Below are 24,947 nucleotides of genomic sequence, written 5' to 3'. Positions count from 1 at the left end.
ACGTAGGTGGGCGAAGAATGGATATGCACTGCCATCAGGGAGTGAAGCGTAGGTGCGGCTGACGCAAGCACTGAGTGATCTGCGAGAGGATCGCAACGGCAATTTCCGGTGGACTGACGGCGCCGATATCGAGACCCGCCGGGCCGTGAATTCGCTTCAAGGTCACGTCATCGTGGCCCTCGGCGCGCAGTCGTTCGCAGCGCGCGGCATGGTTCTTCCGGCTGCCCAGCGCCGCGATGTAGAAAGCGTCAGACCGCAAGGCTTGATCGAGGGCCGGGTCGTCTAGCTTTGGATCATGCGTAAGAGCCACGACGGCCGTTCGCCGGTTGAGTTTCAGTTCAGCCAGGGCTTCGTCCGGCCATTCCACCTCAAGGGCGATCTCCGGAAATCGCTCCGGCGTGGCAAAGGCACCCCGCGGGTCGACAACGGTCACATGATATCCGCAGAGTTGTGCCATGGGTGCCAAAAACTGTGCGATATGCACCGCGCCGACGATTATCAGCCGCAAGGGCGGGTTGAAGACCTGGACAAAGACGGCCCCCTCCTCGCTTTGCACGCTTACAGAGCGATCCTCGCGATAAGCTTTTTCGACTGACGGCCGAATGGCTGCAGGCACTTTCGCCAAATCGTCGGTGACGAGGATCGCTTCATCACGGTCGACATACCGGACCAGGCAGCAACGGTCTCCCGAGGCGCGGACGATGTTGAGATGCTGTAGGAGATCGAGCTTCACGTGACCGCCTCGACGAAAACGCGAACCCGCCCACCACAGGCAAGGCCTACCTCCCAAGCCTGCTCGTCCGACACGCCAAATTCAAGAAGCTTGGATGGCGCTCCCTCCATGATGTCGAGCGCCTCACGGACAACAGCACCCTCAATACAGCCACCCGATACGGAACCGACCATATTGCCGGCATCATCGATGATCAGATGACTGCCAGGTCGCCTTGGTGAGCTGCCCCAGGTTTCGATCACCGTCGCGATGGCAACTTTGCGACCATTGGCTTTCCAGGTGGCAGCCGTGTCGAGAAGCCGATCATCGTCCATCTTGGTGCCTTTGATCCAATTGCTGAAAGACGGGGCGTCCGAGCTTAAGCGCCGGGAACGGCGTCGTGGCCAGCGACCGTTCTGGGACATAGTCGCCAGCTAGCAGGAGATCGATCGATGCCTGGATCGACGAGAGCAGGGAGGTCATGGAGACCCAACGGGACCGGCTGGCCAGGCCCGGCGTGGAATTGGCGGAGATCCGTCCCTCATGCGCGCAGACTGGCCTGGGCCGGGGCGACTGGTGTTTCCTCGGTCGGCCGCCGGCTGGCATAGCGACGGGCGATGGCCGCGCAAGCAAAGAGTTGAAGCTGATGGAAGAGCATGAGGGGAAGAACGATCAGCCCGACGGGCATGCCCTGGAAGAGGATGTTTGCCATGGGAATGCCGCTGGCCATGCTCTTCTTCGAGCCGCAGAAGACGATGGCGATCTCGTCCTCCTTCTCAAACCCGAATCGCCGGCTGAGATAGGCGCTGGCGGACAGGACGATCGCGAGGAGGAGAGAGTCCAAAAGGATGATCACCCCCAAATCCTCGAGTCCGACCTGCTGCCAGACTCCGCTCACGACACCGTGGCTGAATGCGCCATAGACAACCAGCAGGATGGAGCCGCGGTCGACATAGCCAAGGATACCCCGATGGCGCGACAGCCAAGAATTGATCCAGGGCCGCAGGAGTTGGCCAGCAGCGAATGGCGCTACGAGTTGCAGCGCTATGTCCTTCAGCGAATCAAGCGATAGAGCGGCTCCATGCGCGTTCATCAGAAGACCGACCAGGAGCGGCGTGAGCACGACTCCAAGCAGGTTTGACACGGAGGCGCTACAGAGGGCCGCTGCAACGTTGCCTCGGGCAATCGACGTGAAGGCGATCGACGACTGCACGGTCGAAGGTAGGACGCAGACAAACATCAGGCCCATCAAGAGGGTGCCATCGACCACGTTGCGGAGAGCCAGCGTCAGTATCAGGCCCAAGACTGGGAACAACACGAAGCTCAGCAGAAGAACAAAACCCTGGAGCCGCCAGTGGCTGATTCCTTGAACAACGTTCGTAGGGGAAAGCCGGGCGCCATACAGGAAGAAGAGCAGAACAATGGCGGCATAGGTCACCACGTCGGCAACCTCCGCTCCCCGATCGCGCGCCGGAAAAAGGAATGCCGCGCCCACTGTCGCCAGCAGTCCGAGGAGGTAGGGGTCGATCGGTAGGCGGGTCAGGAGGCGCCTCATGGCAGAACCTCGATTGTCAAAGAGAGCGTTGCGCTCATCATAGAGAGCGAAGCGCGTTTTGGTGAAGCACCCGTATGGAAAAGGATGGTCCCACGAAATAAGGAGGCGGACCGACGATCTCCTTTCTACACTGGGGCCGGTAGTTGTCCTGGCCGGCAAAGCTTTGCAAGTTTGCGCCTGGCCATCCCTTAATCGATCGCCCCGATCGTTTGTGGCGGCGTAGCCTCAGGTGTCTGGCTTGCGCGTCAAAACTCGGCCATCAGCGTTCGCGGCTCGACGTCGCTAATTTCCAGCATGCGGCTCGCCGTCATCGGGTCGCTCGTGTTGGCTCATTTCCAGATGCCGCCGTCGGCTGCAGATAATCACCAGACAGGCCAATGAAGCGCCTGTGCACCGATATCAGCCGGCGTTCTGCTGTTCGCAAACAATCTTGGCAAAACGGCCAAAAAAATCATCGGCTATTTTCTTTGCTGAGCCTTTGACGAAGCGTGAGCCGATCTGGGCGAGCTTGCCGCCAATATCCGCGCTGGCCGTATAGCGCAGTATTGTTCCGTCGCCGTCCTCGGAGAGCGTCACGTTCGCGCCTCCCTTGGCAAATCCGGCAACACCGCCCTTGCCCTCGCCACCGATCCGATAGCTCTCGGGCGGATTGAGGTCACTCAACGTGATCTTCCCGGCGAACCTGGCATTGATCGGGCCTATTCGGGCTTTGACCTTCGCCTCCAATTCGTTTTCGCCTGTTCTCTCGAACGATTCGCATCCAGGAATAGCTTGCTTGAGGATATTGGGGTCGTTGAGCGCTGCCCATACCTGGCCCCTTGGGGCTTGAATGCGATATTCGCCGCTCACGTCCACTATCTTCTCCTTCGGATCGTCATCTGGCGACATGCTCTGTCTGATGGCAGGATCTAGCGTGCCGGTCACCAGCTGAACATGGCTAGATCGTATCCCGGCCGCTCCGGCGCGCATGGGGCCTGGCCTGCTACCGCTTGTTGTCATGTGGCGACGCTTGTTCGGGAAGAGTTGAAGGTATGGTTCAAGAACGCGAACGGTCCGCTGGTTTTAACCGGCAATCGGTCAAAGGGACGCCCGGTCTTAGCGCCGCTGCCATTCTCCAACGCGTTCTCTTCCGAGACGCGCTCATGCTCATTATCGACAAGCCGGCGGGTCTGCCGGTTCACGCTGGCCCCAAAGGTGGTCCCAATCTTGAGGCCTCCTTTGAGGCGCTCTCCTTCGGCCTCCCTCAGCCCCCGGCACTGGCGCACAGGCTCGATCGTGATACGAGCGGCTGTCTCATCTTGGGTCGGCATCGCCGTGCACTGGCGAAACTCGGTCGACAGTTCGCGGCCGGTCGGATCGGCAAGACATATTGGGCTGTCACCATCGGCGTGCCGCCCAAGCCCTCTGGCAGGATCGAACTGGCACTTGCCAAGCGTTCGACGGCGGCAAGGGGGTGGTGGATGAAGGTGGACCCGGATGGGCAGCGTGCCGTAACGGACTATCAGGTTCGAGGCGAGAGCAATGGGCTGACGTGGCTGGAGTTGCATCCTCATACGGGGCGCACTCATCAATTGAGGGTACACCTGGAGGCACTGGGCTGTCCCATTCTGGGCGACCCGGTTTATGGGCGCGACTGCCAGCCTCAGGATGTGTTGCCATTGATGCTGCATAGCAGGTCAATCAGCGTGCCGCTCTACGAGAAGAGACCGCCGATTACGGCGATGGCGCCGGTCCCGGCGCACATGCGGTCGATCTTGTCCGACTGCGGGTTGGTCGACGATGCGGCCGCCGGGCCATGAGGTCACCCGGGGTTTGACGCATCTGAGGTCTCAGCCTGTTGCGTCAGGCTCGTCGGCTGACTATGGTCCGCGCGCTCGTGGCGCGTGATGAACGCGTAGCCCTGCGGAGGGATGGCCGAGTGGTTTAAGGCGCACGCCTGGAAAGCGTGTTGGGGGCAACTCCTCGCGGGTTCAAATCCCGCTCCCTCCGCCATTCGTGCGGCCAGTCTGTTGCTTCCATGCGCGGTCTGACCGTTCTGAAGCGAGGCGCTATAGATTTCCCGGCAGCCACAGGATCATCGGGCGCCCTTTCGACTGATAGGGTCGGGTCGCTTCATCAAGGGTTGCCACCAAGTTTCGTGCTCCAGGTACCAGTCGATGATGTCGTCGAGGCTGGACTTGAGCCGCCGAGTGGGCTGCCAGCCGAGGTCTTGTCTCAGCCGTTCGGCAGAGAGGCCGTAACGCCGGTCATGTCCGGGGCGGTCCGCAACATGGCGTACGAGTTCCAGACGGGGAAGTCCGGAGCTTAGAGGACCAGCGATTGCATCCAGGCGATCACAGATGGCGCTTACCAGTGCGATATTGGTGCATTCGTCTTTGGCGCTGATATTATAGCTGGCGCCAGGTTCACCTTGTCGCATTATGGCGAGGAGGGCCGCCACATGGTCGTCTACATGGATCCAGTCCCTGACTTGGAGTCCATCGCCAAAGATCGGAAGTTCTTGGCCTTTCAATGCCTTGATAATCATCAAGGGCATGAGCTTTTCGGGAAATTGCCACGGGCCGTAATTGTTGCTGCAGTTGCAGACGATCGTCGGTAGGCCGTACGTGCGTGACCATGCGCGGACGAGATGATCGGCAGCGGCCTTTGTCGCCGCATAGGGCGAACTCGGATCGTACCGCCTTGTCTCTTCGGCATACTCACCTTCAGGTATTGAGCCGAAGACCTCATCCGTGGAGATATGAATTAATCGGAATTTTGGCTGCTGTAACTCATTCAGCGTGGAGAGATGCGTCCGGACCGTCTCCAGAAGAGTATACGTGCCCAGAACATTTGTTTCCACAAACGGCCTGGGTCCCTCGATCGAGCGGTCCACGTGGCTCTCAGCTGCGAGATGGAAGATTGCCTCGGGGCGCAACTCTTCAAGAATCCTGCCGAGGGCATGGCGATCGCTGATATCAGTTTGCCAGAATCGATACCGGGGATGATCGTCAAGATCGAGGAGCGCTGCAGGACTGGCGGCGTAGGTCAGCTTGTCGACATTGCCGACCAAGTGTCCGTCGGCAACGAGAAGGCGGACGAGTGCATTGCCGATAAAACCGCATCCGCCCGTCACCAGTATGTTCATTGCCGAATCTGCTCTGCCAAGCTGGGCCGCAGGTCGAAGACGCTTTAGGCGTTCGCAAAGCCGTTCGTACCGTAGATGAACAGCACGATCAGCATGACGATGCCCACTGCGATTCGATACCAGCCAAATATGGAGAAGGTGTGGTTCTGCAAGTAACGAACAAAGGCCCGCACAACGATCAAGGCGACAATGAAGGCGACGATAAAACCGATGCCGATTATCATGAGATCGTCGGCTTGGAAGAGTGCTCTATTCTTGTACATCTCGAGTACAGTAGCGCCCAGCATCGTTGGGATAGCCAGGAAGAATGAGAATTCCGCCGCTGCCCGCCGTTCCACGCCGAGCAGCACGGATCCGAGGATGGTCGCACCTGATCTCGACACACCAGGAATCATTGCGATCGTTTGGCAAAAGCCGATCGCCAGCGCCGTCCCCAGAGGGATGTGATCGACGGAAGGATAGCGATGCGGCGAGGTCCGGCGCTCAATGAGCAGGATCAGGATGCCGCCGACGATGAGAGCCACGGCGACCACCCAAGGCGAGAACAGCACCGAAGTGATGAAATGCTCGAGCGCGAAGCCGAGCACGGCTGCTGGAATGAAAGCCACGATGATCGAGAGCACGAACATCTGAGCCTCCCGCCGGGTCGGCAGGTCAATCAGCATTCGCCATAGTTTACCGAAATAGAGGACGCATATCGCGAGAATGGAGCCCAATTGGATGACGATCTTAAAGACGGTTGCAACCTGCCCCTGAAAATCGAGAAAGTATGATGCAAGGATTAAATGGCCCGTAGAAGACACGGGAAGGAATTCAGTCGCACCTTCAATGATGCCCAAGACGACTGCCTTGAGTACGAGAGTAACATCCATGAGCTTAATTTTCCGTAATGTGGCAGAGGATCGCAAACAATAAGAAGCGGGCTAACATCAAAGTCCGTCCAAGCCAAGCTGTGACTTTAGAAGGTCTAAACCTCGTCATCGCGAGGCGAGCCTGGAATGATCCCGGGATCGGTCTACTCGGGGCTTTGAAAGCCCGGCGATATCGAGCCACTTAGGGGTGCGTTGTTCGCGCGGTAGCGAGCGTGGCCATAGGACAGACGATGAAGCGACAGGACCAGCTAGCGTCTGGGGCGACTTGCTTCCGTGCGCTCAACGGAACGCTTGGAGGGTGAGGCTTTCTCAAAGCGATGATGTATCGATTGATGCAAGGGAAGCGTCGTTCGGCATGCCAACGGCACCGCTGATGCGCTGACCGAGAATGACCGCGGCACTTCAAATGGCGTGGCGGGATGTCGACAATCTATCGAGCAAGCACTCTTACCGAAGCCATCTTCGCCCACCGCTTATTATCACGGTCAACGTCCGGCCAAAGCTAGGCTTGCGCACATAATGAACGGGTCTATCGCGGAGATCAGGCGGAAAGGGCCTGCATCGGTCCCTGAAGACCGATCATGCGCCAGATGTCATCCGGTGTGCGATGGCTGTCGCGGAGATGCCTGAGTGTCACCGCCCGGTTGCGCTTGGCCAAGCGTTGGCCGGTGCTATCTGCCACTAGATTGTGATGGTAGTAAGCGGGTGGCGTAAGGCCGAGCAGTGCTTGCAGCAGTCGGTGGACGTGGGTCGCGTGGAAGAGGTCCTCGCCTCGTGTCACCAGGTTGACGCCCTGCATAGCGTCGTCAACGACGACCGCGAGATGGTAGCTGGTCGGGATGTCCTTGCGGCTGAGCACTACGTCTCCCAGAAGTTCCGGTGTCGCTTCGATCCACTGAGCCCGCATATCGAGCCAGTGCAAGGGCCCGGTTCTTCGTACCGCCTTGGCGACATCTAGTCGCCAACAATAGGGCTCTCCACGGGCGATCCGGTAGAGCGCCTCCTCGCGATCAAGATTGCGACATGTACCAGGGTAGACGGGCTCCCCGCTGGGACCGTGCGGTGCGCGAGCTGCGTCTTCGATCTCGACACGAATCTGCCGCCTTGAGCAAAAACATGGGTAGAGAACGTCCTCCTGCTTGAGTGCCTCCAGAGCGGCGCAGTAAACGTTCAGACGCTTCGACTGCCTAACGACTTCGCCATCCCACTTCAGACCTAGCCAGAGGATATCTTCCAGCGTTGCTCGATCGAACTCCTCGCGGCAACGCTGCTGATCGATATCTTCGATACGAACGTGAAAGCGGCCATGCGACAGCCGCGCCGTCTCGAAGGCGAAGAGAGCGGCGTAGGCATGGCCGATATGCAAGAGCCCTGTCGGGCTCGGCGCAAAGCGGGTTACAAAGGGCTGCTGGCCGCCTTCGATCAGCGGGATGAAGTCCTGGCCTTTGAGCACGCTTTCCTCGAGAACCATTCGGAGGCCGTGCGACGCAGTCGAGTGGGTGATCGCACAAGCAGGATCATGATCGCTGCCCTTCATAGGTGCAAGTCCGTTGCAGGCACACAGAGCTGAGATTCTTCAACCGCAGCAGGAGGCCAAGCCTTGTTGACGAGCGAAAGACTTCCGCCCCTCAGCGGCTGCCCCCCGCGACAACTCGTCATTCTGCTCCACGGGCTGGGAGCCGATGGCCGCGATATGATCGAATTAGGCTATAAGTGGCGACAAGGGCTGCCTCACTCGATGTTTCTGGCGCCCGATGCGCCGGATCCCTGCGATATGTCTCCGTTTGGCCGGCAATGGTTCAGCCTGATGGATCGTCGCACGGCAGTCATGGCGGCCGCTGCAGATGTGGCGGCGGTGCAACTCGCCGAATTCATCCGGGCGGGGATGGATGGCGCGGGGCTGACATCCGACGATGTTGCGATCGTCGGGTTCTCGCAAGGCATGATGATGGCGATGCAGGTCGGCCTTGCATGGGACCGACCACTCGCTGCTATCGTCGGCTATTCCGGGGCGTTGCTGGCCGGTCCCGTGCGGCGACCCATGCCGAACACACCTATTTTACTCGTCCAAGGAGAGGACGATGAAATCATTCCGTTTTCGGCGCACGAGCATGCCATAGAAAGCCTGCGCATGCTGGGCGTAGAACCGAAGACCCTTTCCCTTCCAGGACTGGGGCACATGATCAATGACCCGGCGAGCGAGGCTGGCCTTTCCTTCTTGAAAGAGGCATTCGCCCGCTAACCGACATTCCCATGCCGGGCTTGTCCTGGTCTGAATTACTTCGTCTCGGTATGCCGAAGCATCGAGATAATCCCGGCACCCAGAGCGAGGAGAAATGCGGAGGCGATGCCGGTTGTCAGGGCCGAGAAGAATTTGCCTTTTGCAGCTTCCCATGCCCGGGCGAAACGGATTGCCAAGCGAAGTCCCTCGGCGTCTTCAACGCCCAGGCGCGTCACAAGTTGTTCTATACCCCGCGTAACGGCCGCGTCCGCCGCCCTCGCGGCGGCGCGCTCGATTTCCGCCCCAAGGTGCATCCGCTGGTTCGAAATCGACTGGGCCAACGCCTGCTGTTCTTCGAAGATTGTCTCCAGTGAGATGCGCGGCGAACCTGTTGAGTTCCGTTTCGCATGCACCCCATTGCCGGACCAAAGGCGGGCTTCAACCAATGGCAGCGAACCGTTCACGCCGATAATGAGCGGCGTGGCGTCCAAGAGTTGGCGAAATCGCACCACAAGGAGGGAATCGCCCAGATCCCGGACGGCAGTGTCCGCGACCACGAGATCGGGATGCCAATGTTCGTTCTCGATAAGTGACAACGCAGCCTGGATCGTCGCAGCGGTGCGAATATCAGCTCGATATGAAAACGCCTGTTCGAGAGCCAGAGCTTCGCCCGCACCCTCGTGAATGAGAAGAAGATTCACAATCGACCTCGAGGCGAACCCAGAGCCTCCCACGAAGCTCATCGCCCCTTATAGGCCTATAATTCTGCCATTTCAAGGAATAAATACCTTGATCATTGGTCCCGTCAATTTAGCGAACGTAACTCGAATCCGGTTAGGGCGAGGCTTGGATAACTTCTTCTGCGTGCCGCGCATTGCGGTTCTCGACGGTCTCATCTCGACTTCCGCCACCTTGGAGCTGCGCTGCACGAAAGCGCGTTGATGGCACATCTCGACGATGTTAGCGCGAGTTCGGGGACGGCGTCACAGATCCGCGCCACGGTGCCGGGCGCGACGATGCGCAGCCGCGTCAGCCTTTTGCTGCGTCCCACGCCTCGCAGAATCAAGATGGAGAGAAGTCTGCTGTCGATATTGCCGCCGGACACGACGAGTCCAGGCCGGCGACCTTTAAAACATCCCGGGTCGGCGGTGACCGCCGTGAGGCCAGCTGCGCTTCGACGACTGTCTTCTCGATCTCGAGAATTGCAGGACCGCCGCCTCGATGTCCGCCTCCAGCACCGTGATGATGTCATTGACCAGATCGCGAATGATCTTTTCATTGTCAACGTGCCCAGGGTTTTGACCGCGGTCCCCTTGGCGATCGTAGGGCGCGCCGGCGCAAGGAGGGGTGGCGTCAAGCAGGTGCCGGACCGAGGGATAAAGATCAGCCTCGATTCCAATGTTTGAATATCAGGTCGGCGGGCCTTGAGAGCCACGGGCATGCCGGCCAACAAGCCGCCGCCTACTGGAACGAGAATGGCGTCGAGGGCATCGTTGTCCGCATTTCGAGCGCGCCCGCACCTAGGCCCGCGACGATATCGGCGTCGGCGCTGAACCAGGAGAACTGTCGTACCGAGGCGATTGGTATTCCCGATTTTCGTTAATGGCGTTGGCCTTGGCATGATGACGGTCGCCGACACCTGTAGCGGTCGGCAATGGCGCCCTACTCTTTGCGCACGATTGGCGGTCGATATCGCCACGACGCCGCTTGCCCGCATCGAGCAATGCCAGCCGATTTTGGAGTACGCCGTTCCTTAAAGGAGGCGGTGTATTGCAGGTTTTACGGTCTGCGCCGAGTCTGGTCCCCTGTACTGGTGGAGAGAGGGTGACCGAGCGATTGACGGGTAGTCTGGACGATGTGACCCTTAAGCCTTGCCCTTGCCGCCTCTATGGCGGCTGCCCGTTTGATCGGCGCAAGGGCTCACGGGAATAGCGGCTGCTGCGTCAGGCCCAGATGTTCCGCAAAACCGTTTTGGATATTCATGTTTTGAATGGCCTGGCCCGCCGCACCCTTCACCAGATTGTCAATCGCCGAGACGATGATCGTCTGGCCCGCCACCCGGCTCGGGTGAACGCCGATGAGGCAAAGATTGCTGCCTCGGACATGACGGGTCGCCGGCAGCGACTTGAATGGCATGACGTTGACGAAAGCTTCGTCGGCATACGCCTCGGCCAGACGAGCATGTATGGCTTCCGCATCAAAATTCGGCGCGTTGCGGACATAGATCGTTGCGAGAATACCACGGCTCATCGGCACAAGGTGCGGTGTGAAAATGACCTCGATCGATCGTCCAGCAAAATCGGTTAGGCACTGCTCGATCTCGGGACCGTGCCTGTGGGTTGCAACGCCATAGGGATGGATGCCTTCGCTGACTTCTGTGAAGAGACTTCCAACCTTTGCATCGCGACCGGCGCCGCTGACCCCGGATTTCGCATCGATGATGATCGCATCGGGGTTGATTGCGTTGGATTTGAGCAGGGGGATCAACGGCAGTTCGGATGCCGTCGTGTAGCAGCCTGGATTGGCCACCAGCCAAGTCTGCTCGATCGCTTGACGATAATGTTCGCTTAGGCCGTAGACTGCGTCTGCCTGGGCTTCGAGCGCATGATGCGCATGGCCATAATAGCGCTCGTATAGTGCCGGATCACGCAATCTAAAGTCGGCGGAAAGATCGACGACTTTCGGACCTCTCGGCAGGTCCTTGATGATCTCCTGAGTCGTCGCGTGGGGCAGGCAGCAAAAGACGACATCAATAGCGGATAGATCAACGTCCGCGATCTTGACCAGATCCGGCAAGGCATAGGTTGCCAAGTGTGGAAAGACCTCGCCGATCGACTTGCCCGCTTGGCGCTCCGCTGTGAGGGCTCGGATCTCGGCACGTGGGTGATCGGCCAGCAGACGGAGTAGTTCCGCGCCGGTGTAGCCGCTGGCTCCGAAAATCGCGATGCGCGCCCTCTCAAGCAACATATGGCAGAATCTTTCGCAAAGCTTTGCCCTCGGTCTTCTAAATGACGAGGTTAGGGGGTTGCCGCAAGCGGTGGACTTGCGCGGCAGACATCGATCGGTGCATTGCCGCCTTCTGAAGAAGACCTAGACGTGATCGATTGGCGTCGATCGAGGAGATTGTCATGAAGATTTTGGTGGTTGGTTCGGGCGGGCGCGAACATGCACTTTGCGCGTGCTTGGCCCAGTCGCCCCTGGTTTCCGAGGTTATCTGCGCCCCGGGCAATGCCGGCATCGCCAAGATCGCCCGGCGAGCCCGCGTATCAGCCGATGATATTAGTGGCCAAGTGGCTCTGGCCGAGGCTGAGAATGTCGATTTCGTGGTGGTTGGACCAGAGGCGCCTCTCGTGGCGGGCCTTGTCGACGCCCTCGAGCTTGTCGGGATCAGGGCGTTCGGCCCAACCGCAGCGGCGGCACGCCTCGAGGGTTCCAAAGCTTTCACCAAGGCCTTTTGCATCCGCCACGCTATCCCTACAGCCGCGTTCCGCACTTTCAGTTTCGGAGAGGCTGATGAAGCCCGTGCCTATCTGGCTGACCATGCATTGCCCGTGGTGATCAAGGCCGACGGCTTGGCGGCTGGAAAAGGTGTCGTGATCGCGGCTACTCGAGACGAGGCGCTGGCGGCGGTGGATAGCGCCTTTGCGGGCGCCTTTGGCGCGGCAGGAAAGGAAATCGTCATCGAAGCTTTCATGCATGGCGAGGAAGCCAGCCTCTTTGCCCTTTGTGATGGCGGTACCGCGTTGCTTTTTGGCACCGCCCAGGATCATAAGAGGGCCTTCGATCGCGACGAGGGACCGAATACAGGCGGCATGGGCGCTTTTTCGCCGGCTGCCAACATGGACGATGCGCTGAGCGAGCAAGTGATGCGCAAGATCGTGGAGCCGACCTTGAAAGGGATGGCGGCTGAAGGAGCTCCATTTCGTGGCTTCCTCTACGCCGGCCTTATGCTCACAAGCGATGGTCCCCAATTGATCGAGTACAATGTGCGCTTTGGCGATCCTGAATGCCAGGTCGTATTGCCGCGCTTGGAGAGCGATTTGGCCGCCATACTCCTTGCGGCATGTGATGGTCGCCTGCACGAGGTGACTCCACGATGGAGCGACGATCACGCAATGACGGTCGTGCTTGCAGCACGAGGCTATCCCGGAAGCTTCAGCCGCGGGACAGTCATTGACGGCCTCGATATGGCTTCCTCCGCCGAAGGTGTGTTCATCTACCACGCGGCGACCGAAATACAGGATGGTATGTGGCGCGCGAATGGTGGTCGCGTTCTCGATGTTACGGCTCGTGGGCGAGATCTTCAGGAGGCGCATGATCGCGCCTATCGAGCCGTGGCGCTTGTCGATTGGCCGGACGGGTTTTACCGTCGTGATATTGGCGCCAAGGCGCTTCGTCAGCGCAGGTAATCCATGCCATGCCGGAGCTTGAGCGACCGACCTTGCGTGCTCGCACGATGCCGCACCCCTGAGCTAGCCAAGGCCCGTTGCCCGTGACCATCATTCAACTCCCCTCGGCAACCGCGATTGACGAGGCGGCCGGCATTTTGCAGGAGGGCGGTTTAGTCGCCTTTCCGACCGAGACTGTCTACGGACTGGGGTGTCTTGCGACGAGCGACAGAGCCGTAGCCGCCGCCTATGCCGCCAAGGGACGGCCCGCCCATAATCCTCTCATCATTCATCTGGCAAAAGTCGAGGACGCAGAGCAATGGGCCGTCTTCGATGGTCGCGCTAGGCGGTTGGCATCCGCTTTTTGGCCCGGACCGCTCACCCTCGTGTTGTCGCTACGGGCAGGCAGTCGACTGTCTCCTCTGGCAACCGCAGGACTGGAAACTGTGGCAATCAGGGTGCCCGCTCACCCCGTTGCTCGAGATCTTCTTGCGGCCGTCGGAGGGCCGATCGCCGGGCCGAGCGCTAATCCGTCGGGGCGGGTCAGTCCGACCATAGCCGCCCATGTCGCGGCGGATCTAGCGGGAAAGGTGGATCTCGTTCTTGATGGCGGACCATGTCCGGTCGGCATTGAGAGTACAGTACTCGACCTTACCCAGAGCAACGTAATTAGGGTGCTGCGCGAGGGCGGTTTGGCGCGCGAAAGGATTGTGACAGTCGCGGGCGAGCTTGCGATGGGTTCAGACGACCCGAGGCCACGCTCGCCCGGGCAACTGGCCAGTCATTATGCCCCGAGAGCTGCCTTGCGCCTGAATGCCACGTCGGTAGAGCCGGAAGAGGCTCTGCTTGCGTTCGGTCCTATGGTGCCCGTCGGCGGCCAGGTCACGCTCAATCTCAGCCCGAGCGGTGACACGGTAGAAGCGGCTAGCAACCTTTATGCGATGCTCAGGCGTTTGGACGAAAGCGGCGTGCGCCGCATCGCGGTCATGCCGCTCCCATCCGAAGGCCTAGGCGCGGCGCTCAAGGATCGTCTTGCGAGAGCGGCCGCGCCGCGGGCATGAACTTTACGACTGCCAGGGATATTTGAGGGCCTCGCGATAAGCGGCACTCGGACTAAGGCCGATGTCGCGCAGCTCATGCTCGGTCATGCGACGGAGTGCGCGACGTCCGCGACGTCTTTCGAGCATTTCCTCAACTGCGCAAAGCATCCGGCCCAGCCGATTTTGCGCAGGCCTCGGCGGCAACCTGCATCGAACGTTGAAGTCATATGCTGGCGGATCGGTGATAGCCAATTGGCGCTCCCTTCTTCGGGATCCCAAATTCAGGCCAAGCAGGTCTAGCTAACAAGCGAGAAGTTCTTGCCCGCTGGCTCAGTTTTGCTTAGCCTGCCACTGTGACGCTGAACAGACTGCCCCCGCTAAACAGTTTGCGCGCCTTTCTCGCGGCGGCGCGATACACGAGCTTTGTCAAGGCGGGCGACGAACTTGGCGTAACGCCAGCGGCGATCAGTCAGCAGGTCAAGCAACTGGAGGCGGCTCTTAGCGTCGAGCTTTTCGAACGAATGCCGCGTGGACTTGTTCTGACCGAGAGCGCGCGCGCTGCGATGCCAGAGCTTGAGAAGGCGTTTGCACATCTGGCGAGAGCAGTGACGGATCTGCAGGGGGCGAGCATAGCCGGCCCATTGATCGTGTCGGTCATCCCATCGTTTGCGGCACGGTGGCTTGTTCCGCGAATCGCACACTTCATCGCGGGCTATCCGGATATTGAGCTCACGCTCAAGGCGGAGATCCGCAACGTCGAGTTCAGTCGCGAGGACGTCGATATCGGGATTCGATATGGGCGCGGCATCTACCCAGGCCTTGAAACGCGCCTTCTTCTTACCGAGGAGGTGTTTCCTGTCTGCGCGCCGGCGCTCATGAATGCGCAAAAGCCACTAAGGCGTCTCGATGACCTTCGACATCATGTCCTGCTACATGATCGGACACTTAGTGGAGATGAGCCCAGCCTCACGTGGCGAGCATGGCTGCAGGGCAACGATATTCAGGACTTCGACGCAACACGTGGACCTGGCTTCACGGACGCCACGATGATGATCGATGCCGCTGCGCGAGGCGCCGGCATTGCCTTGGGGCGAAGCGCACTCGTGGCCGACGATCTGGCCTCGGGTCGCCTGGTGCGGCCATTTCCAATCCAGCGGCCCGCGGAATACGCCTATTATGCTGTGACACCCGAAGGCGCTTCCAGGCAGCCACGGGTCCGTCTCTTCATTTCCTGGCTCGAGGAGCAGGCGACAATATCCAGGAACATCACGGCGATCTGAGCAGGCAGTTGCATTTCTCGGCTCTGTCTCTAGCGTCGACCGACAGTGCCCCAGCCACTCAGGGAAATGCCTATGCTCAAGTCGATTGGCGCTGCCATCGTCGCGATGACTTTGCTCAGCACCGCAACCGTGGTTCGCGCGGCCGATTTTCAGCCGGCGCTGATCTTTGACATGGGCGGCAAGTTCGACGCGAGCTTCAACGAGGCGGCCTACCATGGTGCTGAGAAGTTCAAGCAGGATACAGGTATTAGCTATCTCGAGTTCGAGATCACCAATGAGAGCCAACGCGAGCAGGCCTTGTCGAGAATGGCTAGGCGCGGCGCGAATATCGTGGTCATGGCCGGGTTTTCCTTCGCGACCCCACTTGAGACGCTGGCAGACCAGTATCCAGACACCAAGTTCGTGATCATTGATGCCGTCGTCGACAAGCCGAACGTCGAATCGATTGTCTTTAAGGAGCAGGAGGGCTCATTCCTGGTCGGCATGGCTGCCGCGTTAGCCAGCAAGACGGGGACCACCGGCTTCGTCGGTGGTATGGACATCCCACTGATTCGCAACTTTCAGGTGGGCTATGAAGAAGGCGTTCACTATGTGAAGCCGGATGACAAGGTTCTGGTGAATTATGCCGGGGATACGGCAGCCGCCTGGAGTGATCCCGCCAAAGGCAACGAGCTTGCTATCAGCCAGTTCGATCGCGGCGCCGATGTCGTTTATCATGCGGCGGGTGCTACGGGCAGAGGTGTCCTGCAAGCCGCCGCCGATCGTGGCAAACTTGGCATCGGCGTCGACAGCAATCAGAATGGCCTCTATCCGGGGCATGTCCTGACCTCGATGGTCAAGCGTGTCGACGTCGCCGTTTATGAAGCGTTCAAGGAAGCCCAAGGCGATGGTTGGAAGCCGGGAACCCGTGTGCTCGGCCTCAGAGAGGATGGGGTAGGTTATGCGGTCGACGATCATAATGCCTCCATCCTGACGACGGACATGCGACAGAAGCTCGAAGCCGCGAAGGCGGAAATCATTGCCGGAAAAATCGTCGTAAAGGGATATCAGCCGAATTAGGCGCAGGCTGATGCAAGCCGCCGCCATTGAACTACGCGCGATCTCGAAACGCTTTGGCGGCAATGTCGCCAATGACCGCGTCGACATTCGCATCGAGTCCGGCACGATTCACGGCATTGTCGGCGAAAATGGCGCCGGCAAGTCGACGCTGATGAACATTCTCTATGGCTACCTGAAGGCTGATTCCGGCGCTATGCTGGTGGACGGCAGCGAGGTTGAGATCAGCCAGCCGCGTCATGCGATCGCGGCCGGCATAGGTATGGTCCATCAGCATTTCATGTTGGTCGAACCGTTGACGGTTCTTGAGAACATGCTGCTGGGTTCAGAAGGTGGCGTCACCCTCAAGAGGGGGATGACTGCGGCTCGCCGTGAGATTGCCAGGATTGAGCGTGACTACGGCCTTGAGGTGGATCTCGATGCTGTCGTCGGCGAACTGGCTGTAGGTCTGCAGCAACGTGTCGAGATCCTAAAGGCCCTTTATAGGGGGGCGCGCACCCTCATCCTCGATGAGCCGACGGGTGTCCTAACGCCACAAGAGGCAGATCACCTCTTCAGCATTCTGCGAAACTTGAAAATGCAAGGTCGAAGCGTGATTCTGATCACGCACAAGTTGGGCGAGATCATGCGGGTTACAGACCGTGTCAGCGTCATGCGGCGCGGCCAAATGGTGGCTCACCTGGAGACCAGGGCAACCTCGCGGGAGCAACTGGCTGAGCTCATGGTCGGTCGCGCCGTTCTGTTCCAAGTGGCGAAAGGACCTGCGCGCCCGGGCCCTGAGGTCCTTCGGGTGGAGGCCTTAGATCTAAAGGACGAGCGCGGTGTGGCGCGGCTCAAGGATTTGTCATTTTCCGTCCATGCCGGTGAGATCGTTGGCGTAGCTGGCGTGTCGGGCAACGGCCAGAGTGAACTCCTTGAGGTCTTGGGAGGCATGCGATCACCAACCAGAGGATCGATCGCCATACGCGGTAAAATGACCTGTTGGCGTTCTATCCGCGAGCAGGGTGTGGCCCACGTTCCCGAGGATAGGCTTCGCAACGGTCTCGTGCGCGGCATGAAGGCCTACGAGAATGCTATTTTGGGTTATCACCGGCGACGAGATTATGGCGGTTTCTTTCTGTCCATCCGGACCATTTTGTCGCGGACGAGGGACTGGTTCAGTCGCTATGACATCCGTCCACACGACGTCTTTCTCAACGCCACCTCATTTTCAGGCGGCAATCAGCAAAAACTAGTCATGGCACGCGAGATCGAGCACGGCCCGGTGCTTCTCCTCATCGGCCAGCCGACGCGTGGCGTTGATGTCGGAGCGATTGAACTCATTCATCGACGTATTGTTGAACTGCGCGATCAGGGAATGGCTGTCCTGATCGTCTCGGTCGAGCTCGAGGAGATCATGTCGCTTGCCGACCGTATCCTCGTCATGGCCGATGGAAGGATCAGCGGCCGCATGCCGACTGCAATGGCTGACGAGCGCGCGATCGGCATGATGATGGCGGATGGCGACGCTGTAGCGGCGGACTGAAGAGGAGTGTCGAGGATGGCTGCCGCTCGGCGTGGCCTGTCGTTTTGGATCGATATCGGGCTCATCCCGCTCATTAATCTCGCGGCCGCTTTTCTTGTCTCTGGCCTGATCGTGCTGCTGATCGGTGAAAATCCGCTGCGGGCAGCTTGGCTTATGATCTATGGGGCCTTCGGCTACGGCGAAGCCTGGGGATATACCCTGTTTTATGCCACGAACTTCATCTTTGTCGGGTTAGCCGTCGCCCTGGCCTTTCACGCCGGACTTTTCAATATCGGGGGGGAGGGGCAGGCCTACTTGGGCGGCCTGGGCATAGCGATCGTCGGCACGTTTGCTGGTTTCCTTCCGCGTTTCCTTGCCATTCCGGCCGCGATTTTCTCAGCTGCCTTGGTTGGCGGGATCTGGGGCCTCGTTCCTGGCTGGCTGCAGGCTCGGCGCGGTAGTCACGTCGTCGTTACGACGATCCTTTTGAACTTCGTCGCTGCCTCGCTCATGGCATATCTCTTGGTCAATGTTCTTATCCGTCCGGGGCAGCAAAGTCCGGAGACGATCGTTTTTCCCCATGCGTTCTGGCTGCCGCAGTTATGGACATGGCTCGGGCCGTTCGGCGTAGATCTCGGCAGGTCGCCGCTCAACGCGTCGATCCTGTTAGCCCTTTTGTGCTGCATTCTTTTCTGGTTGCTGATCTGGAAGACCAAGCTCGGCTATGAGATCCGGGTCGTGGGTCATAATCGCGACGCCGCCGTCTATGCCGGCATCAATGTTGGCCGGATCGTTATCATCGCGATGATCCTCTCAGGTGCTTTGGCCGGTCTTATGGCAGTTAACGAGGTGTTGGGTGCCCAGCATCGCGTCATTCTGGGTTTCGTCGCTGGTTACGGCTATGTGGGCATCGCCGTCGCACTGATGGGGCGAAATCATCCGATCGGCATCATCCTTGCAGCTATTCTCTTCGGCGCGCTCTATCAGGGCGGATCCGAGCTCGCTTTCGACATGCCCAGGGTTAGTCGCGACATCGTCGTCGTTGTACAGGGGCTTGTCATTCTCTTCGCTGGCGGTCTCGAGCACCTGTTTGGACCGTTGCTCCAGGCACGCCTGATGCGTCCACAGCGATCTCAGCCCTGAGCATGGACTATTTCGACCAGAGCGTCTTTCTCGCCGCCAGCACGATCCGGCTGGCAACGCCCTTGGTGTTGGCGGCTCTGGCCGGACTTTTCGCCGAGCGCAGCGGGGTCGTGGATATAGGCCTCGAAGGCAAAATGTTGGCGGCCGCATTTGCCGCAGCCGCGTTGACGGCGATATCCGGGTCCCATTTGCTGGGTCTTGCCGGCGCTATTGTCACTTCCATGATGCTTGCGCTGGTGCACGGCTACGCAACGATTACTCATCGTGGCGATCAGGTCGTCTCGGGCATGGCTATCAACATCACCGTGGCAGGCCTAGGCCCCACCTTGGCTGAGGCCTGGTTCGGACAGGCAGGGCGTATTTCTCTGCCTCCGGGGCGGGGACGGTTTATGCCGATCGAACTCCCTTTCGCCGCGGGGGTGCGGGATATTCCGATCGTTGGCCTTGTCTATACCGACATCATTAGCGGCCAAAATCTGCTGACCTACATAGCTGTCCTGACGATCCCGCTGGCTGTATGGGTTCTATATTGTACCCGATTTGGGCTGAGGCTGCGTGCTGTCGGCGAAAACCCGGCCGCCGTCGATACCGCTGGGATCTCGGTAGCCTCCCTGCGCTATCGGGCCCTCCTGATGACAGGCCTTCTTTGCGGCATTGCCGGCGCCTATCTATCCATCGCGCAAAGTGAGGGCTTCACGCGCGACATGACGGCGGGGAAGGGATATCTAGCCCTCGCTGCCCTCATCTTTGGCAAATGGCGTCCTGTTCCGGCTGTCCTGGCCTGCCTACTCTTCGCCTTTACGGATGCCCTCCAGGCGAGGCTGCAGGGTGTTAGCTTGCCGGGCATAGGCAGCGTCCCCACTCAATTGGTCCAGGCTTTGCCTTATGTTCTCACCATCATCCTGCTTGCCGGGTTCGTCGGCCGAGCCGTGGCGCCCAGAGCCGTGGGAAAGCCCTATGTGAAGGAGCGCTAAGCGATGAACGACCTTTTGGAGGCCGCCTGCGCCGCCAGGCGTCAAGCCTACGCGCCTTATTCGGGCTTCCACGTCGGGGCGGCTCTGCGGGGCGAGAGTGGACGGATCTATGTGGCCGCCAATACGGAAAACGCTGCCTACCCGCTCGGCACCTGTGCCGAAGCTGGTGCCATCGCCGCCATGATTGCGGCGGGGGAGCGACGAATTCGCGAGGTCGCCGTCGCCGGCAGTGGTCAAGAACCTTGTGTACCGTGCGGCGGCTGTCGACAGCGTCTTGCAGAATTCGCCGACGCCGGCGTCCTTGTCCACATGACCGGCGCCGACGCCGCAATCCTGAGGATGACGTTAGGCGAACTTCTGCCCCGAGCCTTCGCCCTGCGCCCCGTCACAGCACCAGGCATATCGAACGCCGCGACGCTCATCCGCTCTCGGGCTGGATTTCAAGCTCCCGAAATTGCCCTTGTTCTCGGCTCCGGGATGGGCGAGGCAGTCGAGGCGTTGGAGGATGCTATCGTCTTTTCCTACGCCGAGCTTGACGGCTTCCCGGCGCCCAGTGTTGCGGGCCATGCCGGGCAACTCATGCTTGGCAGACTTTGCGACGTGCCTGTCGCCGTCATGCGTGGCCGCATGCATCTCTACGAGGGCCATTCGGCCAAGAGCTTCAACGATCCGCTAGATACGTTGGCGGCGATCGGCTGCAAGACGCTCATGCTGACCAATGCGGCGGGTTCGCTTAGGCCCGAAATCGGCCCCGGATCGCTCGTTCTCATCAGTGATCATATTAACATGATGGGCACTAATCCGATGATGGGGGTACGTGATGCAAATGGGAGTCCTTCGTTTCTCGATCTCACGGATCTTTACGACCCGGCCTGTCGACGCCGGCTTTTGACCTTGGCCAGAGATAGGGGCGTGCAACTCACCGAGGGTATTTACGCTTCAATGCTCGGGCCCGTCTTCGAGACCCCAGCCGAGATTCGTGCACTGCGCCTTATGGGAGCCGATCTGGTCGGCATGTCGACCGTACCGGAGGCGATCAGCGGTCGACATGCCGGCATGAAGGTCGTCGCCCTCTCTATCGTTACGAATTTCGCTGCCGGCCTTAGTGCATCGCCGTTGTCCCATGAGCAGACCTTGAGTCAGGCATCTCGTGCCAAGGCTGCACTTGCTTCCTTCCTGAAGATAGCTCTGCCGGAGATCGTTCGTGCCACCGCTTGATTTGCAAACTCTTGTCGGCACCGCGATGACCGCACCATTACCTGAAGCGTTGCGCGATCAATGTTCGTGCTTCGTTGAACTCGATGCGCGTGGCATGGCGCAAAACGAAGTCCTCTTGGCAGCGCGCGAGGTTCGTGCCGCCAATGGGCCCGGCGTTTGCGTTGACGCGAAGATGGTCGAGGTGGTTCGCCGCGCCATGCAGGATGCGACTCCAGTCATGATCGTCAGGCTGAACGAAGCGCAAGGTGACGATATCGCGGCGATTGCCGCAGAAGCAGGAGCTTGCGCTGGCGATGGTGCCGGGGCCGTCGAGTTCCTGGTTCCTCTCAGCGCAGTGGAAGATGGCGACGTCGGGCTGGTCGGCGATCTGATCGAAGCTTGCCGGACCACGGCAGGGCCAGGCGTCGCGCTGCGCATCCTTACGCCTGGAGGCTCCGTTGATCCGAGCATGGCGACGGCGATCGCCCGTACCGCCATCATGGCTGGGGTCGACTTTCTCGGCGTCACGATGCCATCGGCATCGGGTCCACTTGATCTAGACCTGTGCGCAGTCCTGCTGTCCGTAGCCATGGAGGCCGAGGGAAAGGTCGGCTTCAAATTATCGCAAGGAAAGTCGGCGCTGGCGCCGCTAGCGAGTCTCGCTCAAGCGATTCTTGGGCCGGAATGGCTCAGGCCCGCGAATATTCGAGTGGAGGAAAGGCACTTCGTGACGCGATTCCAGCAATGAAGCTATCGCCACAGGAACTTCTCGCCGCGAAGCGGGACGGCGAGCAACTTGATGACCTGGCGGTGAGAGCGCTCGTCAATGATATCGCTAATGGCAGCTTGGTCGACGCTCAGGTGGGGGCCCTTGCCATGGCCATTCGCATCCATGGCATGACGAAGCGTGAAACCATAGCCTTGACCCTTGCGATGCGAGATACCGGCATCGTTCTCCGCTGGGATGACATGCCAGGCCCTGTTCTTGATAAGCATTCCACGGGCGGTCTTGGCGACAAGGTGAGCTTGGCGCTTGCGCCCATCGTAGCGGCATGCGGCGGTTTCGTGCCGATGATTTCTGGGCGCGGTCTCGGGCATACCGGTGGCACACTTGATAAGCTCGAGAGCATACCAGGCTTCGATACGCGTCTGGATGCAGCAGATTTGCAGATGGTCGTCCGCGAGGTCGGTTGTGCGATCGTGGGCGCAAGCCAGGATCTAGCACCCGCCGACCGTCGGCTCTATGCAATCAGGGATGTTACCGCGACGGTCGACAGCTTGCCTTTGATCACCGCATCGATCCTGGCCAAAAAGCTGGCTGCCGGCGCAGACGCATTGCTGATGGACGTGAAGGTGGGCAATGGCGCGTTTCTGCCCTCTCTGGAGCAGGCGATCGATCTGGCCCACTCGATCGAATTCGTGGCCCAGGGTGCCGGACTTGCCTGCAAGTCGATCCTGACGGATATGAATCAGTGTCTGGGCCGCACCGCCGGCAACGCTCTGGAGATCATCGAGGTCATCCGGCTTCTGACAAACCAACCCGGCGAAGCTCGATTGCTGGCCGCTGTGCGCGGCCTGTCGGCAGAGCTTCTTGTTCTTGGGGGGCTGGCGGCGACTCTGAACGATGCGCTGGCGCTCGTGGATGAACGGCTCGCGGACGGACGGGCCCTTGAAGTTTTCGCGCGTATGACCGCAGCGCAAGGCGGCCCGTCTGACCTCGTCGAACGCTATCGCGATATCTTGCCGAAAGCACCCGTCGTCCTTCCTGTCATAGCGCAACGGCCGGGCTGGGTTGCCGAGATCGATGTGCGCCGGCTAGGCGAGATAATCGTCGCATTGGGCGGCGGTCGAAGCCGCCCTGAGGCCGGAATCGACCCTTGCGTAGGGTTAAGCGAGCTCGTGGGCGTCGGTGAACGAATTGAAGTCGGCCAGCCATTATGCCTCGTACATGCGAGGAGTCACGAACAAGCCGCTCATGTGCGCCTTCAGGTAGGGATGGCTATCGTAATCGGTGAACAGCCGCCTCATGGGTTGCCGCGTCTTTGGTGGGGATCGTCTCATGCGGCTCTAAGCGATTGACCGATGAAGCCAGGGCCGATAGAAGACGCTCCCAACGTGGCTCTAAGCAGGCTGCGAAGCTTGCTGTTGTCTCTTATTTCGGGAACGATCCAATGGCGCGCCGCTGTGCCCTCACTGGCAAAGGTGTTCTGACCGGCAACAATGTCAGTCACGCGAACAATAAGACGAGACGGCGTTTTCTGCCGAATATCCAAAGCCGTCGTCTGTTTAGCGAGGCCCTCAAGCAGAGCTTTCGTCTGAGGATCGCGACCAGCACGCTGCGGACGATCGAGAAGCAGGGCGGTATCGACGGGTTTCTGCTTGCCGCTCCCGAAGCAGACCTCTCGCCCGAGCTGGTCCGCGTGAAGCGTCGTATCGCTGAGGTTCACGCCAAGGCCTGATCGGTTTTTGACCGGTTAAAAGTGTAAAGAAGCGCGCCTCCGAGGCGCGCTTCTTTATTTCTGCCAAGAGCTTCTCTTGCAAGGCCATCGGCGGGACTCGCGCACGCAACGACATTGCGGATCAAGCCGAGGAATAGCTTGAACCGGTTTCAGGCTTTCGTCCCCTAAGCGGATCGTCCTTTCGATATCGTGTGGCGATCGCCTCATCCCGACGCAGTCAGCACCTAGCGCATCTACAAGTGGCAGATGGCGCGTAATATCTCATTCAGATGCATTGCAGTTAAGCCTAGGCACCAAGAGACCGCTCCAATCGTCTGCCGTGATGAAGTTTGTCCCCGGTCTGGATAGCCTAGAGGCGGTCTAGCTGGTGATCGTTATGGGGCTTAATTTGGAGCGCCGCTATTAGTTCCAAGCTTGGCGTGCACGCAATCAGGCGCTTCGAAGGAGGGGCTCGCTAGCGGAAATGCCGTGACGCCCGGTAGCCGGAGGAAGAACCCTGACATACCAGCGACACGAGCCAGAGACATAAGGGCGTATCGTCCCGCAGCTCTAAACAAAAGGGCCCGTCTTTCGACAGGCCCGATGCCGCCGGCAATAAGGTCGACTTAGTCTTGGCCGCGGGCAACACCTAGAAGTTGCAACATCATCATAAAGAGATTGATGAAGTTGAGGTAGAGGCTAAGAGCTCCCATGACCGCCATCTTTGCGGCAGCATCCCCAATAGCACCAACGCTCAGATACTCTTCCTTGAGGCGTTGCGTGTCCCAGGCGGTCAAGCCGGTGAAGACAATGACGCCGATGACGCTGACGGCGAACTGCAGCGCTGAGCTACCTACGAAAATGTTCACGATCGTGGCGATGACGATGCCGATCAGGCCCATCATCAAAAACGAACCCATCTTCGCGAGATCCGCCTTGGTCGTATAGCCATAGAGGCTGACCGCTCCAAAGGTGGCTGCAGTGATGAAGAAGACGCGAGCAATGCTTTCGCCGGTGAAGACGAGGAAGATGCTCGACAGCGACAGGCCCATAACGGCGCAGAACAGCCAGAACGTCATCTGCGTCGCGCTTTTGCTCATAGAGTTGACACGCGCACCTAGGAAAAAGACAAATCCCAGCGGCGCCAGCATGACGACCCATTTGAGGGGCGAGGTGAAGATTGGCACATAGATCGCAGGCGTCGACGCTACGATGAGCGCTACTATTCCTGTGATGGCCAACCCCAGGCCCATATAATTGTAAACGCCCAGCATGAAGCTGCGCAGGCCCTCGTCGATCCGATCGACGGCGACGTTGGCCGAAGCAAGCCGGGGATCGGTGCGATACGCCATCCGTTTCCATCCCTTGTTGAGGGCAGCGTATGTCCGCGGCCCTATACTCGAACCATAATATGGGCAGCGCTCCGCTCTCCGCAAGCGC

General features: G+C 59.6%; 26 protein-coding genes and 1 tRNA gene. 16 read left to right on the top strand and 11 right to left on the bottom strand.

The features are described 5' to 3' along the window. Positions 1 to 34: 34 nt before the first annotated feature. The 4 genes from CFB17_RS05810 to CFB17_RS05795 form a co-directional block, all read right to left on the bottom strand. Complete coding sequence (locus tag CFB17_RS05810; RefSeq protein WP_088560455.1) at positions 35 to 733, bottom strand: XdhC family protein; 699 nt, start codon at positions 731 to 733, stop codon at positions 35 to 37. Beyond that, on the bottom strand, positions 730 to 1,047 hold the full coding sequence (locus tag CFB17_RS05805) for an XdhC family protein (protein WP_088560454.1): 318 nt from the start codon (positions 1,045 to 1,047) through the stop codon (positions 730 to 732). Before CFB17_RS05805 ends, CFB17_RS05810 begins: the two co-directional genes overlap by 4 nt. Positions 1,048 to 1,253: 206 nt before the next feature. Continuing rightward, entirely contained in the window at positions 1,254 to 2,267 is a 1,014-nt protein-coding gene (locus CFB17_RS05800) for a bile acid:sodium symporter family protein (protein WP_088560453.1), read from the bottom strand. Between the two features lie 399 nt (positions 2,268 to 2,666). Next, positions 2,667 to 3,236, bottom strand: coding sequence for an SRPBCC family protein (locus CFB17_RS05795; protein ID WP_243389756.1), 570 nt, complete (start codon positions 3,234 to 3,236; stop codon positions 2,667 to 2,669). Between the two features lie 173 nt (positions 3,237 to 3,409). Between CFB17_RS05795 and CFB17_RS05790 the strand changes: the two genes are divergently transcribed. Beyond that, entirely contained in the window at positions 3,410 to 4,066 is a 657-nt protein-coding gene (locus CFB17_RS05790; protein ID WP_243389755.1) for an RluA family pseudouridine synthase, read from the top strand. A gap of 105 nt (positions 4,067 to 4,171) precedes the next feature. Beyond that, positions 4,172 to 4,259: transfer RNA gene (locus CFB17_RS05785), tRNA-Ser, on the top strand. Between the two features lie 82 nt (positions 4,260 to 4,341). On the opposite strand, the gene rfbB is transcribed toward CFB17_RS05785, so the two are convergent. The 3 genes from rfbB to gluQRS form a co-directional block, all read right to left on the bottom strand. Continuing rightward, positions 4,342 to 5,394 (bottom strand): dTDP-glucose 4,6-dehydratase, encoded by a 1,053-nt coding sequence (gene rfbB / locus CFB17_RS05780; RefSeq protein WP_088560451.1) that lies wholly within the window; start codon positions 5,392 to 5,394, stop codon positions 4,342 to 4,344. A 44-nt stretch (positions 5,395 to 5,438) separates the two neighbouring features. Further along, the gene (locus tag CFB17_RS05775; protein ID WP_088560450.1) at positions 5,439 to 6,266 is read right to left on the bottom strand and encodes an undecaprenyl-diphosphate phosphatase; all 828 of its coding nucleotides are present in this window, start codon (positions 6,264 to 6,266) and stop codon (positions 5,439 to 5,441) included. Between the two features lie 541 nt (positions 6,267 to 6,807). After that, entirely contained in the window at positions 6,808 to 7,803 is a 996-nt protein-coding gene (gene gluQRS, locus CFB17_RS05770) for a tRNA glutamyl-Q(34) synthetase GluQRS (protein ID WP_243389753.1), read from the bottom strand. Between the two features lie 63 nt (positions 7,804 to 7,866). Here gluQRS and CFB17_RS05765 point away from each other — a divergent pair, with 63 nt between their 5' ends. Further along, positions 7,867 to 8,508, top strand: coding sequence for an alpha/beta hydrolase (locus CFB17_RS05765; protein ID WP_088560448.1), 642 nt, complete (start codon positions 7,867 to 7,869; stop codon positions 8,506 to 8,508). A 35-nt stretch (positions 8,509 to 8,543) separates the two neighbouring features. Here the strand turns inward: CFB17_RS05765 and CFB17_RS05760 are convergent, their stop codons facing one another. Beyond that, positions 8,544 to 9,188 carry a hypothetical protein gene (locus CFB17_RS05760; RefSeq protein ID WP_133063851.1) on the bottom strand — a complete coding sequence of 215 codons (645 nt, stop codon included), beginning with the start codon at positions 9,186 to 9,188 and terminating at the stop codon, positions 8,544 to 8,546. Between the two features lie 240 nt (positions 9,189 to 9,428). Here CFB17_RS05760 and CFB17_RS18980 point away from each other — a divergent pair, with 240 nt between their 5' ends. Further along, entirely contained in the window at positions 9,429 to 9,893 is a 465-nt protein-coding gene (locus CFB17_RS18980) for a hypothetical protein (protein WP_133063850.1), read from the top strand. Next, positions 9,890 to 10,090 (top strand): hypothetical protein, encoded by a 201-nt coding sequence (locus tag CFB17_RS05750; protein WP_088560445.1) that lies wholly within the window; start codon positions 9,890 to 9,892, stop codon positions 10,088 to 10,090. The genes CFB17_RS18980 and CFB17_RS05750 overlap by 4 nt, the downstream gene beginning before the upstream one ends. Positions 10,091 to 10,407: 317 nt before the next feature. Here the strand turns inward: CFB17_RS05750 and argC are convergent, their stop codons facing one another. Beyond that, on the bottom strand, positions 10,408 to 11,451 hold the full coding sequence (gene argC, locus CFB17_RS05745; protein WP_165769461.1) for an N-acetyl-gamma-glutamyl-phosphate reductase: 1,044 nt from the start codon (positions 11,449 to 11,451) through the stop codon (positions 10,408 to 10,410). Positions 11,452 to 11,615: 164 nt separating this feature from the next. Here argC and purD point away from each other — a divergent pair, with 164 nt between their 5' ends. Then, positions 11,616 to 12,896: a phosphoribosylamine--glycine ligase gene (gene purD, locus CFB17_RS05740; RefSeq protein ID WP_088560594.1), complete on the top strand. Its 1,281-nt coding sequence runs from the start codon at positions 11,616 to 11,618 to the stop codon at positions 12,894 to 12,896. An 83-nt stretch (positions 12,897 to 12,979) separates the two neighbouring features. Continuing rightward, positions 12,980 to 13,936 (top strand): L-threonylcarbamoyladenylate synthase, encoded by a 957-nt coding sequence (locus tag CFB17_RS05735; protein ID WP_088560593.1) that lies wholly within the window; start codon positions 12,980 to 12,982, stop codon positions 13,934 to 13,936. Between the two features lie 3 nt (positions 13,937 to 13,939). Here CFB17_RS05735 and CFB17_RS19920 read toward each other — a convergent pair whose 3' ends face one another. After that, positions 13,940 to 14,062, bottom strand: coding sequence for a DUF1127 domain-containing protein (locus tag CFB17_RS19920; protein ID WP_207761948.1), 123 nt, complete (start codon positions 14,060 to 14,062; stop codon positions 13,940 to 13,942). 206 nt (positions 14,063 to 14,268) lie between these two features. Here CFB17_RS19920 and gcvA point away from each other — a divergent pair, with 206 nt between their 5' ends. The 9 genes from gcvA to rpmB all read left to right on the top strand — a co-directional run bounded on the left by gcvA (position 14,269) and on the right by rpmB (position 23,528). Further along, the gene (gene gcvA / locus CFB17_RS05725) at positions 14,269 to 15,195 is read left to right on the top strand and encodes a transcriptional regulator GcvA (protein ID WP_088560442.1); all 927 of its coding nucleotides are present in this window, start codon (positions 14,269 to 14,271) and stop codon (positions 15,193 to 15,195) included. Between the two features lie 66 nt (positions 15,196 to 15,261). After that, on the top strand, positions 15,262 to 16,254 hold the full coding sequence (locus CFB17_RS05720; protein ID WP_456061938.1) for a BMP family lipoprotein: 993 nt from the start codon (positions 15,262 to 15,264) through the stop codon (positions 16,252 to 16,254). A gap of 10 nt (positions 16,255 to 16,264) precedes the next feature. Further along, entirely contained in the window at positions 16,265 to 17,776 is a 1,512-nt protein-coding gene (locus CFB17_RS05715; RefSeq protein ID WP_088560440.1) for an ABC transporter ATP-binding protein, read from the top strand. A gap of 15 nt (positions 17,777 to 17,791) precedes the next feature. Continuing rightward, positions 17,792 to 18,898, top strand: coding sequence for an ABC transporter permease (locus tag CFB17_RS05710; RefSeq protein WP_088560439.1), 1,107 nt, complete (start codon positions 17,792 to 17,794; stop codon positions 18,896 to 18,898). Between the two features lie 2 nt (positions 18,899 to 18,900). Then, positions 18,901 to 19,872, top strand: a complete 972-nt coding sequence (locus tag CFB17_RS05705; RefSeq protein WP_088560438.1) for an ABC transporter permease — start codon at positions 18,901 to 18,903, stop codon at positions 19,870 to 19,872. Positions 19,873 to 19,875: 3 nt separating this feature from the next. Then, positions 19,876 to 21,090 (top strand): purine-nucleoside phosphorylase, encoded by a 1,215-nt coding sequence (locus CFB17_RS05700; RefSeq protein WP_088560437.1) that lies wholly within the window; start codon positions 19,876 to 19,878, stop codon positions 21,088 to 21,090. A gap of 217 nt (positions 21,091 to 21,307) precedes the next feature. Then, on the top strand, positions 21,308 to 21,817 hold the full coding sequence (locus CFB17_RS05695) for a beta/alpha barrel domain-containing protein (RefSeq protein ID WP_133063849.1): 510 nt from the start codon (positions 21,308 to 21,310) through the stop codon (positions 21,815 to 21,817). Continuing rightward, positions 21,814 to 23,148: a thymidine phosphorylase gene (locus CFB17_RS05690; RefSeq protein ID WP_088560435.1), complete on the top strand. Its 1,335-nt coding sequence runs from the start codon at positions 21,814 to 21,816 to the stop codon at positions 23,146 to 23,148. The genes CFB17_RS05695 and CFB17_RS05690 overlap by 4 nt, the downstream gene beginning before the upstream one ends. A gap of 92 nt (positions 23,149 to 23,240) precedes the next feature. Further along, a complete protein-coding gene (gene rpmB, locus CFB17_RS05685) occupies positions 23,241 to 23,528 on the top strand; it encodes a 50S ribosomal protein L28 (protein WP_088560434.1) in 288 nt (95 codons plus the stop codon). Between the two features lie 605 nt (positions 23,529 to 24,133). On the opposite strand, the gene CFB17_RS05680 is transcribed toward rpmB, so the two are convergent. Beyond that, positions 24,134 to 24,859 (bottom strand): Bax inhibitor-1/YccA family protein, encoded by a 726-nt coding sequence (locus tag CFB17_RS05680; protein WP_088560433.1) that lies wholly within the window; start codon positions 24,857 to 24,859, stop codon positions 24,134 to 24,136. Positions 24,860 to 24,947: the final 88 nt, after the last annotated feature.

Source organism: Arboricoccus pini, from assembly GCF_900187945.1.
In the GTDB taxonomy this organism is placed as follows: domain Bacteria; phylum Pseudomonadota; class Alphaproteobacteria; order Geminicoccales; family Geminicoccaceae; genus Arboricoccus; species Arboricoccus pini.
The sequence above is the reverse complement of the archived record's forward strand: the minus strand, read 5'-3'. Positions and strand labels throughout refer to the sequence as shown.

Coding starts and splice junctions, on each gene's coding strand:
- CFB17_RS05790 (WP_243389755.1), top strand. CDS start 3,410: ATGCTCATTATCGACAAGCCGGCGGGTCTGCCGGTTCACGCTGGCCCC.
- CFB17_RS18980 (WP_133063850.1), top strand. CDS start 9,429: ATGGCACATCTCGACGATGTTAGCGCGAGTTCGGGGACGGCGTCACAG.
- CFB17_RS05715 (WP_088560440.1), top strand. CDS start 16,265: ATGCAAGCCGCCGCCATTGAACTACGCGCGATCTCGAAACGCTTTGGC.
- gluQRS (WP_243389753.1), bottom strand. CDS start 7,803: ATGAAGGGCAGCGATCATGATCCTGCTTGTGCGATCACCCACTCGACT.
- CFB17_RS05695 (WP_133063849.1), top strand. CDS start 21,308: ATGATCGTCAGGCTGAACGAAGCGCAAGGTGACGATATCGCGGCGATT.
- CFB17_RS05775 (WP_088560450.1), bottom strand. CDS start 6,266: ATGGATGTTACTCTCGTACTCAAGGCAGTCGTCTTGGGCATCATTGAA.
- CFB17_RS19920 (WP_207761948.1), bottom strand. CDS start 14,062: ATGCTCGAAAGACGTCGCGGACGTCGCGCACTCCGTCGCATGACCGAG.
- CFB17_RS05720 (WP_456061938.1), top strand. CDS start 15,262: ATGCCTATGCTCAAGTCGATTGGCGCTGCCATCGTCGCGATGACTTTG.
- rpmB (WP_088560434.1), top strand. CDS start 23,241: ATGGCGCGCCGCTGTGCCCTCACTGGCAAAGGTGTTCTGACCGGCAAC.
- CFB17_RS05805 (WP_088560454.1), bottom strand. CDS start 1,047: ATGGACGATGATCGGCTTCTCGACACGGCTGCCACCTGGAAAGCCAAT.
- CFB17_RS05795 (WP_243389756.1), bottom strand. CDS start 3,236: ATGCGCGCCGGAGCGGCCGGGATACGATCTAGCCATGTTCAGCTGGTG.
- CFB17_RS05705 (WP_088560438.1), top strand. CDS start 18,901: ATGGACTATTTCGACCAGAGCGTCTTTCTCGCCGCCAGCACGATCCGG.
- CFB17_RS05800 (WP_088560453.1), bottom strand. CDS start 2,267: ATGAGGCGCCTCCTGACCCGCCTACCGATCGACCCCTACCTCCTCGGA.
- rfbB (WP_088560451.1), bottom strand. CDS start 5,394: ATGAACATACTGGTGACGGGCGGATGCGGTTTTATCGGCAATGCACTC.
- CFB17_RS05710 (WP_088560439.1), top strand. CDS start 17,792: ATGGCTGCCGCTCGGCGTGGCCTGTCGTTTTGGATCGATATCGGGCTC.
- purD (WP_088560594.1), top strand. CDS start 11,616: ATGAAGATTTTGGTGGTTGGTTCGGGCGGGCGCGAACATGCACTTTGC.
- CFB17_RS05690 (WP_088560435.1), top strand. CDS start 21,814: ATGAAGCTATCGCCACAGGAACTTCTCGCCGCGAAGCGGGACGGCGAG.
- CFB17_RS05700 (WP_088560437.1), top strand. CDS start 19,876: ATGAACGACCTTTTGGAGGCCGCCTGCGCCGCCAGGCGTCAAGCCTAC.
- CFB17_RS05680 (WP_088560433.1), bottom strand. CDS start 24,859: ATGGCGTATCGCACCGATCCCCGGCTTGCTTCGGCCAACGTCGCCGTC.